This window comes from Acetobacteraceae bacterium, from assembly GCA_004843165.1.
In the GTDB taxonomy this organism is placed as follows: domain Bacteria; phylum Pseudomonadota; class Alphaproteobacteria; order Acetobacterales; family Acetobacteraceae.
The window spans coordinates 273,606-285,708 of sequence record CP039459.1; the positions used below are offsets into that span (position 1 = coordinate 273,606).

The 12,103-nt window shown below is 44.2% G+C and carries 9 protein-coding genes; 3 read left to right on the forward strand and 6 right to left on the reverse strand.

The window, feature by feature from the left end; genetic code table 11:
• Window positions 1–35: 35 nt before the first annotated feature.
• The gene (locus FAI41_01365) at window positions 36–1,997 is read right to left on the reverse strand and encodes a TolC family protein (GenBank protein QCE32342.1); all 1,962 of its coding nucleotides are present in this window, start codon (window positions 1,995–1,997) and stop codon (window positions 36–38) included.
• 103 nt (window positions 1,998–2,100) lie between these two features.
• On the opposite strand from FAI41_01365, the gene FAI41_01370 reads away from it, so the two are divergent.
• The gene (locus FAI41_01370) at window positions 2,101–2,772 is read left to right on the forward strand and encodes a TetR/AcrR family transcriptional regulator (protein ID QCE32343.1); all 672 of its coding nucleotides are present in this window, start codon (window positions 2,101–2,103) and stop codon (window positions 2,770–2,772) included.
• 20 nt (window positions 2,773–2,792) lie between these two features.
• Here FAI41_01370 and FAI41_01375 read toward each other — a convergent pair whose 3' ends face one another.
• The 3 genes from FAI41_01375 to FAI41_01385 form a co-directional block, all read right to left on the reverse strand.
• Window positions 2,793–4,391 (reverse strand): DHA2 family efflux MFS transporter permease subunit, encoded by a 1,599-nt coding sequence (locus FAI41_01375; protein ID QCE32344.1) that lies wholly within the window; start codon window positions 4,389–4,391, stop codon window positions 2,793–2,795.
• On the reverse strand, window positions 4,392–6,710 hold the full coding sequence (locus FAI41_01380; GenBank protein QCE32345.1) for an HlyD family secretion protein: 2,319 nt from the start codon (window positions 6,708–6,710) through the stop codon (window positions 4,392–4,394).
• A gap of 176 nt (window positions 6,711–6,886) precedes the next feature.
• Complete coding sequence (locus FAI41_01385) at window positions 6,887–8,182, reverse strand: methyltransferase domain-containing protein (GenBank protein ID QCE32346.1); 1,296 nt, start codon at window positions 8,180–8,182, stop codon at window positions 6,887–6,889.
• Between the two features lie 117 nt (window positions 8,183–8,299).
• Here FAI41_01385 and FAI41_01390 point away from each other — a divergent pair, with 117 nt between their 5' ends.
• Complete coding sequence (locus tag FAI41_01390) at window positions 8,300–8,974, forward strand: YggS family pyridoxal phosphate-dependent enzyme (GenBank protein QCE32347.1); 675 nt, start codon at window positions 8,300–8,302, stop codon at window positions 8,972–8,974.
• Window positions 8,967–10,130 carry a coproporphyrinogen III oxidase gene (locus tag FAI41_01395; protein QCE33750.1) on the forward strand — a complete coding sequence of 388 codons (1,164 nt, stop codon included), beginning with the start codon at window positions 8,967–8,969 and terminating at the stop codon, window positions 10,128–10,130. The genes FAI41_01390 and FAI41_01395 overlap by 8 nt, the downstream gene beginning before the upstream one ends.
• Before the next feature lie 8 nt (window positions 10,131–10,138).
• Here FAI41_01395 and FAI41_01400 read toward each other — a convergent pair whose 3' ends face one another.
• Both FAI41_01400 and FAI41_01405 read right to left on the reverse strand, forming a co-directional pair.
• Window positions 10,139–10,507, reverse strand: a complete 369-nt coding sequence (locus FAI41_01400) for a hypothetical protein (protein QCE32348.1) — start codon at window positions 10,505–10,507, stop codon at window positions 10,139–10,141.
• A gap of 143 nt (window positions 10,508–10,650) precedes the next feature.
• The gene (locus FAI41_01405) at window positions 10,651–12,087 is read right to left on the reverse strand and encodes a nitronate monooxygenase (GenBank protein ID QCE32349.1); all 1,437 of its coding nucleotides are present in this window, start codon (window positions 12,085–12,087) and stop codon (window positions 10,651–10,653) included.
• Between the last annotated feature and the right edge of the window lie 16 nt (window positions 12,088–12,103).

Below are 12,103 nucleotides of genomic sequence, written 5' to 3' on the forward strand. Positions count from 1 at the left end.
GATTATCAAAAACAAAATCTCCCCTAGCCTTTCTTTTATTTTCCGCAAGTTCCATCCAGACAACTCGCAGGATCAGGGATATCCCCACCGCTTTCAGAAATGGATTTTTTGATTGAAAATTCCTCCTGCTGCGGATTTGATTTTGGAGGCTCTCCTGTCGGCGGTGTCGCCGGATAAAGCCCAAGCCTTGTTCCCAATTCACTGCCTTGACGCTCCAGCTTGTCCATCTCCTCTGGAGATGGCGGTTTAAACCAAGGCGGCGGCACACGTTTGCCCCCCTTATAGAGACGAATCTTATGATGGGAGTTATCTGTCATCCCGGCAACCGTCAGAGAGGCTCCTTGAACACGCATCGCCCCGAGCATCTCTTTTTTACCACCTTTATTCGGTAAAATTTCTTCCCAGCCACCGCCAAGCGCATTGAAAAGTTTTGCAATCCCTTCAGCTAAGGCATCCAACGTATTAACAGCTTGAAGCTCATTATTTTCTGCATCCGCCTGCATTTTCAACGCATCTAAATAGGTAATCAAACCATTGGCATACGCATTAACGGCCAAATCACGCTGTTTTCCCTTTTCTTCGGCAGAAGCCAAAGCGGCGGAGGTTTGAAACTGTGTCTCCCGATAGGCTTTAAAAGCATTATCTACTTCCTGCCATGCTTTCATCACAACAGAGCGGTAATTGATGGCGGCGGCACGCTGCTGTGCCTTTTTAAGCTGTAACTGCCCATATAAACGCCCACCTTGGAAAATCGGAATTTGGATGGTTGGCCCGATGCTCCATGTGCTTCCTGACCAATTTGCCAAAGAATTAAAAGACAAGGTACTCATCCCAAAAGACGCATCAATCGTAACTTTCGGATAAAAGTCCGCCTCAGCCATCCCTGTCTCTTCGATGGACGCTCTGAGCATATCCTCCGCCTCGCCAATATCGGGACGGCGGTGACATAGCTCACTTGGGATGCCGACCGGTACTTCTGCCGGCAGGCTTGGAATAGCGGGATGAAAACCTAATTCAGCATCCAAAGCATGTGGGGGCAATCCTAAAAGCAAAGCAATCGCATTTTGCATTTTATTTGTCCGTAAGGCCAAATCATGCTGATGCAAAGTGATCGTATGGGCATTTGCCTTGAGTGCATCCACCTCTGATTCCGAAGCCAAACCGCTATTCTGCCGTTCCTCCGCCAGATTAATCATCATTTGCAACGTATCATAATTTTTTTTCAAGACAGCCAGAGCCAACTGATCGCCCCGCAATTTTAGGTAATATTGCGCCATGTCCGCCTGAGCAGCGATCAAGATCGTACGCTGACGCCATTGAATTGCCGATGCTTGCGCTTGTGCCGCCTTATATTGACGTGCCAAACGCCCCCAAAAATCAAACTCATAGGTGGCATCAATACCGTAGCTCCACATATTCAGGAGCGGCACTTTTGTATTTTTTGCGTAGTCTTTATAAAGTGAATTAGGATCTAGACCAAATTGCTGAGAGGTCTGTTGCAATGCCTGTTGGGCACCTGATGGTAAGTCGGAAATAACGCCTGGCCATGTATTTTTACCAACTGCATTAATATATTGTCCCAACTCTTTTGAGCTTGGCTGGGTTGCCTTATAAGATCCCTGAACCCCTAACATTGGGAAACGTTCTGCCCCTGCCAGCATCATTTCAGAACGACTGGCGGAAATATTTGCCGCCATCTGAAGCAGCGGAAGATGCATCGTGGAAATACGGACTTCCAAAGAGGTTAATTCGGGATCATTAAACTCCTCCCACCAATTCGGATTTCCGGGTTTTTCAACAATCTGACTAAAAGGTGCTGGTGATTTTCCGTTATTATTATCTGTATGATATTTCGGAGGCGTATAAGGCACCGGTTGTTTATAATGCGGGCCAATGAGCGTACAGCCCCCGATGATGAACATGCTTGCACCAGCAGAGAGTTTTTGTGTTCTTTTAAGTAGAAATTTGCTGCTGTGCTGTTTTTTCTTATTCTGCACAAAAAACTTCCTTGCTATAAACAACGTGACCGATCCGTTCGGTCAGTTTAATCTTTAATTGCCCCTTTAGAAAATCCCCCATTTTCATGGAATAAATTCCTACATGTCGAATGCCAAACCTCTTTTTTACTCTAATTCTCCGATGGACAACACTTTTCCTAAAAGCGGACGTGAAGCTCGGAAAAATGCTAAAAGAGACCAAATTATCCAAGATGCCGGACTTGTTTTTCTGGAAAAAGGTTATGGTGGCGCTTCGATGTCTGTCATCGCCCGCAAAGCCGGCGTGTCCAAAGGGACGCTTTATAACCATTTCACAGATAAAGAGGAATTGTTTTCGGCCTTTTTCTGCGTAAGCAGTAAGCAGCATTTGCAAAATTTGGACACAGTTTTCCAAGACAAAGAACTCCCACCGCAAGAAGCGCTCGAACATGCGGCAGAAACTTTGATTAATATTTTTGCAACCCCTGTCTCTATTGGGCTGTTTCGCATTATCGTTGCCGAAGCCATCCATTTTCCTTCTTTGGCGGAAACCTTTTGGCGTTACGGCTTTAGCACCGTCTTGGAAAACTTGGCAAACTGGTTTGAATCCTATGCCAGCAAAGGCAGTTTGAAACTCGCCGATAGCAACCTCGCCGCAGAGCAATTTATTGCCATGTGCCAAACAAAAATTCTCTTGCATATTCATTTTGGGCTTTCCGTTGACCAAAGCCCCGAAGCAATTAAAAAAATTGCGCAACTGACAGCCAACAGTTTTTTGAAAATTTATCGGCCTTAATTTCAATCGAAAAAAATTTATCAATGTGCGCCGCCCCTTGCTGGCCCACCACCTTTAATAGAAGACGCCACGAAACAAATTGGCACCATAAGCAATGACAGCAGTGCCAAAGCATGGAACATGCTGTTATAAGAAAGCATTGCGACCTGCACCATAAATTCCCGGTACAGCTTCGCCATTGCAAAAGTCTGTGCATCCGCTATAGGAAGACCCTGATCGTGCGCCGTTTGTGCCACGTTCCGTAAATAATCCTGCACCTCTGGCCGCCATGTTTGCATATCCCCACTCATCGCATTCTGGTGTGTCTGCTGACAATTTACGAGACCTGCCCCTGAGTATGAAATCGCCTGACTCCCTAAATAATTTCGAACCATTGAGAACATAGCCGAGGCATCGCCATTTAATCTATCGGGCAAAGTCGCAAAAGCTAAGGTTGAAATCGGCACGAATAGAAAAGCCATCGGCGCAATCTGCACAACACGAGAAAGCACTAAAAAAGTAAAACTCGTATCGGAATAGAGTCTTGCCGAAAAATAAAAAGAAAAGGCAACCAGCGTAAATCCTGTTGCAATGAGATACCGAAGCTGAACATGCTTCATAAAAATGCCGACAATAGGAATGAGCAAAATCACAAAAACACCGCCCGGCGCCATAATCATACCCGCACGTTCTGCCGTATATCCCATAATCTGTTGCGCAAATTGGGGCACAAGCATGGCGCCAGCATAAAGCACAACCCCCATTGCCCCTACCAAGACCGTACCGACCGCAAAATTGCGATCTTTGAGAACATCCAAATTCAATAATGGATTTTTAGCATGTAAGAGCCAAAGGATTGCCCCAACCGTGCAGGAAACGCCGATAACGGCCATCAACACAATAAAATGAGATCCGAACCAATCCAACTCCTCCCCTCGGTCAGCCATAATTTCCAAACAGCCAAGCCCTAAAGAAACCAAGGCAATCCCAATAATATCAATCTGGCTTTTGATAGGCTTTTCCCATGGCGGATCTTCCACAAAAATTCCGACCAAAACACAGGTAATAATCCCAAAGGGAACGTTGATAAAGAAAATCCATTTCCAAGCGTAATTATACGTCAGCCAACCACCTAACAAGGGGCCAAGAACCGGGGCAACAATCGTTGCAATCGCCGTTAGACTAAAGGCGGCCGCACGTTTTTCCGGTGGAAAAGAATCTAAAATAATAGATTGCTGAACAGGCTGTAACCCACCACCGAAAAATCCCTGTAGCAAACGGCAAAGAACAAGCATCGCCAAAGAACTGGAAACACCGCACAATAATGAGCAAAGGGTAAAACCAGCCAAACAGATTAAGAAATATTTTTTGCGTCCGATTGTCCGAGCCATCCAGCCTGAAATAGTCAAAACAATCCCATTAGCCACAAGATATGATGTCAAAGCCCATGTCGCATCATTATAGGAAATACCAAGCGTCCCGGCGATGTTCGGCAGTGCAACATTGACAATCGTTGTATCTAAAACCTCCATAAAGGCCGCCATGGTCACAATAACAGCCACAAGCCAAGGGTTATATTTCGGCTTCCATGCCTTTTTTTCCTGTGTTTGATCCACAGCTTCTTGCAAAGTTTCAGCCATTTAGCGGATACCTGCTCCTAAGGGATTTCCACCCAGTGCATTTCCCTCAGTCTTTACATTCCCTGTATCAAAATCATTATCATGTATAAGCGTCTCATTCGGCTTGCCATTTTCGACTTTAAGATCCGGTATATGGAAATCATCATTTGATTTTTCCGAATCTATGCCATAATTCTGCCCGTTTTGTTTATTCTCTATCGAACTGCCGGGAGGGCTAGCCGCATTGGCTTTTCCTGCGACCGTATCCTCTGCCTCTTGGCCAGTATGGGGGCTTGGATGCTTGCCATCCCGACTGGTTGCGGCCTTAATCAATTCCTTTTCAAGCTCCGGATCAATTGCATATTTACGGTCTCCGCCCGAAGTGGCTTGTTTGATCGCATTTTTAACAAGCGCTCTACTCTCTGGCGAAATTCCCCATGCTTTGGCATTCGTTTCTGCCATATCCTGCACTTTTTTCTCAATTTCAGCTTTTTTTGCAGGCGAAATTGGCAAGGTTTTAACACCTTCCAAAGCTTCTTTTGCCATTCTTTGCAAAGCGGCCTGCGTATTCGGGTCTTTTAAGTGTAGCGGATCATGATTTTTACTTTCAAGAGAAGATTCCGTCTCTTGAAAACCATCCAGCAAAGCCTCTTTGGAAACCCCTAATTCTGCAAGTTTTGCGAGCGCTTTGTTTTTAATCGTTTCCATATCCCCCAAAGAAGGTAAATTATCCGCAGCCTGAGAAACTGTCTTTGCTTTAGGAGGCGATGGCGGCGGTGGAAGATCTTTAGGAATCGCTTTGGATAAGATTTTCCCGATATTTCCCTGATCTTTTAGGGTTTGACCGGGCACCACCTCTTTCCCCGCTTTCTCTGCAATATCCGCAATCGAAGAGACAGGTTTTGAAAGATCTTCTCCTTTTTCAACAGACGAAAGCGTTTGATCCATCGCCTTATCTTGATCTGTAGAGGCAAACGGCGATGAGGCTGAAGGAGATGCGAGATCAAGATTTTTTGTTCCCGTAAACTTCTTATCCATCTGATCGGATTTTTTTCCTGAAAACGCCTTTTCTGCCATTGTCTCAAGATTAAAACTTCCATCTCCTGCACCATCTTTTGGAGGCTTTACCTTCGGCGGATCAATCGGCTCATAACCAACATCAACAAGTGTCGTTACTGACAGCCCCAAAGGAAGCGGAAGATCCTCTTTAAGACCCTTATCAATCAAGATTTTAACCGGCACCCTCTGCACAACTTTCACAAAGTTACCGGTTGCGTTTTCAGGTGGGAACGTACTGAAACTCTCCCCCGTCCCCATCTGAAAACTATCAACATGCCCTTCTAAAGAAAGATTTGGATAGGCATCCACATGAATACTCACCTCTTGTCCCACACGCATTTTGGTAAGCTGTGTCTCTTTATAATTGGCAACGATCCAAACTTCTTTTGGTACGATGGAAAGAATATGCTGTCCTGCCTGAACAAAATTCCCCCGCTCGATAGAACGTTGAGAAATCCAACCATCACAAGGCGCACGCACTGTGAGCCAGCCAACATCAAGCTGCGCCTTTTCTAAAGCGGCTAAAGCTGATTTTATCTGAGCTTCCCCTTGCGATACCTGCTTTTGGGATGTCTTAACTCTTGCTTGAACAGGCTGGGCTTGAATTAAATGGCCTTTTGCCTCTGCCATTTTAGCCTCTGCGCTTTCCAACTGTGCCGTAGAGGCATCAATATCAGACTGACTGGTCGCTGCACGTAAAACACGATGCTGACGGGCATAATCTGTTTGTGCTTTAAATAAATTGGCCTGCGCATCTGCAACTTCTCCCTGTGCAGACATAAGCTGTCCAGGGAAATTTTTACGGGCGACCTCGGCGGATAAAACAGCCGCCTCAAAATTGGCTTGCGCCTGTGCTAATTGTGCTTGTGCGTTATGAAGCTGCGTAAGGTAATCCCGCCCATCAATGCGAATCAGTGGATCACCCTTATGCACAAACTGGTTATCGTTAACTAACAGCTCATAAACATAACCTGATACATGCGGTGCAATCGCAACTTTACGTCCTGTTGTATAAGCATCATCTGTCTCTTGCTCATTCCGATGAAGATACCACCAAAAGAAAATGGCAACAGCAGATAAAACACCAATGATCAAAAAGCGACGTTTTTTCTTCGCTTTGTTGGCCTCTTGGTTTTCTTCACCAACTTCTTCTAAGGCCTTAGAGAGCGCAATTTGTTCTTCCGTCAAAAGGCTCTCCTGCGAGAAAATATTGTGTGAATCCGAGGAATGATGCGCATTCTCTCCGCTGTTTTTTTCAGATTTATCTTCGTCCTGCGCCATCAATACTCCAAAAAAACTAACAGCGTTTTTTAAAAATGACCAATCGGTCAGAATTTTGGAATGCCCTATTTATTGTCATAGAGCAAGTCTATTTCAATTTATCTGACAAATCATTTCGTTATTTCTGTAAAGCTCCCCACCCAACTTACTCCTTCTTGTAAGAAAGAAGGAAAGCCTTACTCTTTTATCAGTAATGCGGCAAAAAAACCATCTATCCCTTTTTTTTCCTGCCACATCGCAGGATGTGTTCGAAAATAGCCTTCTTTTGTTAAAGACTCAGGCAAAAAAGAAAGCTCTTCCTTTGAAAACGGTATATGTTTCCAACCGCCTTTTTTTAAAGCAGCCTCAATTTGATGCGGCCCCTCTTCATCTTGCAGAGAACATACCGCATAAAGCAATTTTCCGCCTTTTTTCAGTATTCTACCAGCGGCCTCAATAAAAAGAGCCTGCCCCTCTGCTAAGGCACGCACGTCCTGCTGTCTTTTTAGACGCAAAACATCTGGATGACGTCGAAGCGTTCCGGTCGCCGAACAAGGGGCATCCAATAAAATTGCCTCGAGTAAATGATCCGGCTGCCATTCCAGCGCATCTGCCTGTTCGCAAGTCACCTCTAATTGCAGGCGCTCCATATTTTCTTTTAAACGCTCTAGACGATGCGCATCCCTATCTAAAGCAATCACTTTTGCACCAGAAGCTGCAAGCTGTGCCGTTTTCCCCCCGGGAGCGGCACAAATATCAGCCACTTCCATCCCTTTAACATCGCCCAGCAGGGGCGCAATCATTGAAGCCGCCGCATCCTGAACCCAGAAACTTCCTGCATCAAAACCTTCAATTTCCGTAACAGAAGTGCCTGCAGGGAAGCGATAACTCCCATTTGGCAGGCGCTCTGCTCCTTCTGGCTCTTTTGCGCCTTCTTTGAGGGTAATATCTAGAGGAGCTGTTTCATAATAGCTCTCTGAAATCACCCTTGCCCTTTTCCCCCATGATTTCCAAAGCCAAGCTGGGGTGTCTAAACGGGGCTGATCCAGAGTCTCTAGAACGCTTTCCCCTTCTCGAACAATTTTCCGCAAAATTGCGTTGGCAAGCCCCGTAAAAGGCACAAAACTCTGCCGCCTTAAAAGATCAACGGTGCTTCCAACAGCCGCATAAGACGGAACGTCTAAAAAGAGAATTTGCGCCGCGCCCAGTAACAGCGCACGGAAAACAGGAAAAGGCGGCTCTTTTTTCAGATTTTCTTTTAAAATTTCTTCTAAAACACCCAAATGACGCAAAGTTCCAGCAATCATCCAATGGGCTGTGGAACGATCTCGTGGCAGCATGTCCGCAGCGCAAGCTTTCTCTAAAGCGAGTTCCAAAGGCTCACGTTCGCCCAGAATATAGCCTAAAGCCTTCCAAGCAGCATCCCGTGCCGGATCAGGCGTTGTTTTTGGTTTGTTATTTTTAAAATGCTTATTTTGATTTTTTTTTATCATTGGGCGTCTGAAATCTGACATAAATATTTTTAGGACCTTATTTATTTTCCGCTAAGAGGAAATTGCTCTAAAATGGATTTTAGAACATTTTCATTTTTAAAGCATGCCTCATTCTTTATGTCCCCTCTTTCCATCTCTCAAAATTTAGAACAGATTCACTCAAAAATCCGCCACTCCTGTGAACAAAATGGGCGTAATCCCCATAAGGTGAAATTAATTGCTGTCAGCAAATTTCATCCCATTTCAGCGCTGGAAGAAGCCTTACAAGCCGGACAAAGAATTTTTGGAGAAAATTATGTTCAAGAGGCGCAGGAAAAATCTCTTTTTCTCCGTCCAAAATATCCAGACATAAAAATTCATCTCATTGGCCCGCTTCAAACGAATAAAGCTGTTATGGCCTGTGAATTCGCCGATGCGATTCACACACTTGACCGGCCTAATCTTTGCAAAGCTTTGAAAAAAGCCTCTGAGAAAACAGGCAAGCTTCCGGATTTATTTGTGCAGATCAATATTGGCCATGAACAAAAAAAATCTGGTATTTCTCCCGAAGAAGCAGACGATTTTATCGAACATGCACAATCTTTATTTGGCGACAAAGTCAAAGGCCTCATGTGCATCCCGCCGCATGGCGAACCTGCCTTGCCTTATTTTCAACATCTTGCCGAATTTTCAAAAAGACATGGCTTAAAAGAGCTTTCTATGGGTATGTCATCTGATTTTGAACTTGCCATCGCAGCAGGCGCAACCTTTGTGCGTGTTGGAACCGCTATTTTTGGAGCACGTCCTGTCTAATCTTGCCCTTTATCTTCACTGGCCTTTTTGTCTTTCCAAATGCCCTTATTGCGATTTTAACTCTCATATACAGCGCAACCTCTCCGCAGATGCGATGGGAGAGGCGCTCATTATAGAATTGAAAAACACTTTAAAACGGGCAAAATTAGCCGGTTATACCCATATTTCCTCTCTCTTTTTCGGTGGCGGAACACCTTCTTTAATGAAACCTTCCCTTGTCGAAAAACTCATTTCTTTAAGTCTTTCGGCCTTGCCGCATCAAGAGGAAATGCCTGAAATCACGTTAGAGGCAAATCCGACCAGCTCTGAAAAAGAAAAATTTAAATCTTTCCATGAGGCTGGCGTTAATCGTCTTTCCCTCGGTATTCAAAGTCTTAACCCTACAGATTTAAAAACGCTTGGCCGGGAACATAGCGTCTCAGAGGCTTTGCAGGCTTTGGAAATGGCACGGAGCGTTTTTGATCGTGTTTCTTTTGATCTGATTTATGCCCGTTCAGGGCAAAGCGTCTCGGCTTGGGAAAAGGAATTAAAAGAAGCCCTTTCTTTCAAGCCGAATCATCTTTCCCTTTATCAGCTCACCATTGAATCTGGGACACCTTACGCCGCCCTTTATAAAAAGAAAAAAATCTCTCTGCCCCCTGATGAGCAAGGGGCAGAAATGTATGAACTTACGGAAAATCTTTTAGCAGAACATCAGATCTTTCCGTATGAAATTTCTAATTATGCCCAAAAAGGTCAGGAAAGCCGTCATAATCTAGCCTATTGGCATTATCAGGATTATATGGGTGTTGGGGCCGGTGCGCACGGACGTTTTCGAGAAAATGGCAAAACCATTGCCAGCTCTTGTCTTAAAGCGCCTAAATTTTGGATGGAACACATTCAAGAAAAAGGAAATGGGATTGAGGAAGAATTTACCCTCACCCAAGAAGAGATTATTGAAGAGGCTATTTTAACAGGCCTCCGGCTTTGTGAAGGGATTTCTTTTGAACGATTTTTAGAACGTACAGGACAAAATCTTTTAGAAAATCTCAACCAGCCATTTTTGAAAGCCTGTATCGAAGAGGGATTTTTAACACTCTCCGACACACACCTTGCTCCCACCATGCAAGGCAGATTACGCCTCAATGCCATTTTAGGGGGATTGTTGGGAGATTAAAGAGTTATTTATTTTGATTTGTAAAAATCACAAACCTGATAAAACTGCTCTATTTCAAACTTAGTTTTATCATCTTCCGGTGATTTCTTAGAAATGTTTTCTCCTAACTCTGCTGCCAGCTCAAAAAATCCGTCTCCTGGAGAACTGTTATCTTTTCTGATAACAAGAATTGATAACATACCTTGCCCTAGATTATATGTTTCTGTTGAAATTTCTCCTAACATACGAGCTAAAATCGGACTATGAGGATCTATATACTCTCCTGTCCGCCTATCAACCTCTTGACTTAACTCAGTGTAGGTAATTTGTTTTTTGCGCCTTGCTTTTTTTCTAAGTATCTCTTTGATTACTGTTTTAATCTTAGAAAAATTTGACATAATTCTACTCCTAAATAACACCCCCCACCCCTATTGCAGTTTACTTTTTTCGGGGTGGGGGGCAATAGAAATTCTGAAGAGAAATATAAAAAAGAGCCTGAAAATCAGGCTCTTTTTTATAATCTATACGCTTTTAAAAAGGATTATTTTCCGATTTGAATGGCTTCAATCAATTCCTTAACCGTTGGAATAAATCCATTGGCGTAGAAAGGATCTTGAGCAAAACGCCAAGCATTCGTTCCGCCAAACATTAAGTTATGATCCATCGCATCAGTTGTTTCCGCATTCACGACATTAGGCAAATGTGCAACCGTCTGAAGCGTTTTTTGAATACAGAAAGAGCGTGGATCGGGACGTAATGCACTCGGTTTTCCAGCGACAACAGCTCTCTGGCTCCAACCAGAGAAATGACATTGCGAAAGGCAACCCATGCAAGCATTTTGATCTTTTAAAATCTCTTCGGCACGCTCTGGCGCAACAAAAACCAATGTTGCATCAGGTGTCCGCAACCCTTGCGTATGGCCTTCCTTTTGCCAATTTAGAACTTTTTCTAAATCTGCCGAACGAAGAAAAACCTCTCGACTTCTTGCACCCTCTAAAACGAAAGAAGATGTAAACTCACCCTCTTCCTGACGTTTAAAAGACACTTGACGTTCAGAACGCCCACGAAGCTCTTGGATAAAAGCATTATTCACCGCAGAGGAATAAAATCCGGTTGGTGAGAAACGGTTTAGGAAAACATCGCCTTTTTTCAAATGACGGAGTTTTTCTTTCCAAATCGCCGGAATAGGACTTTCTTTGGTCAATAAAGGACGGGTTCCAAATTGGAAAGCCACAGGGCCAAGTTCTTTATTGTCAATCCAATCTTCCCATTCGGAAAGATTCCAAACACCACCTGCCATAATGATCGGAAGATCATTCAGTCCATAAGCATTTAAAACCTTACGAAGCTCTAAAACACGTGGATAAGGGTCTTCCGGCTTTAACGGGTTTTCTGTATTGGAAAGTCCGTTATGCCCCCCTGCACGCCATGGATCTTCATAGACCACACCGCCGAGAAGTTCTGTTTGCTTTGAAAAAGAACGTTTCCAAAGCGCATTAAAAGCACGCCCAGAAGAAACAATTGGGTAATAATAGACATTAAAGCGGGAAGCAATTTCTGAAAGACGGTAAGGCATGCCTGCACCGCACGTGATCCCTTGAATGAGACCTTTTGTCTCTTCCAAAATTCCCGCAATAACCTCTTCCGCACCGCCCATTTCCCAAAGGAAATTTGCATGAACAGGTGCTTTTCCCCCTGAAATCTCATGGGCAATTTCAGCCTGAGCAATTCCGCCTTTAATAGCGTAATTAATAAGCTCTATCTGACGCTCTCTTCTCGTAGAGGAACGGTAAATCTGAGGAATAATATTCCCCTGATCATCATATGAATCTGCATTAACTGCAGACATTGTTCCAACACCACCGGCCTCTGCCCATTTTCCAGCAGAAATACCTGTAGAAACAGAGACACCCTTGCCTCCCTCAATAAGAGGGAGACAATCCATGCCTGATAAACGAAGGGAGTTTAGCTTTTTCATATGAAAGTTACACCCG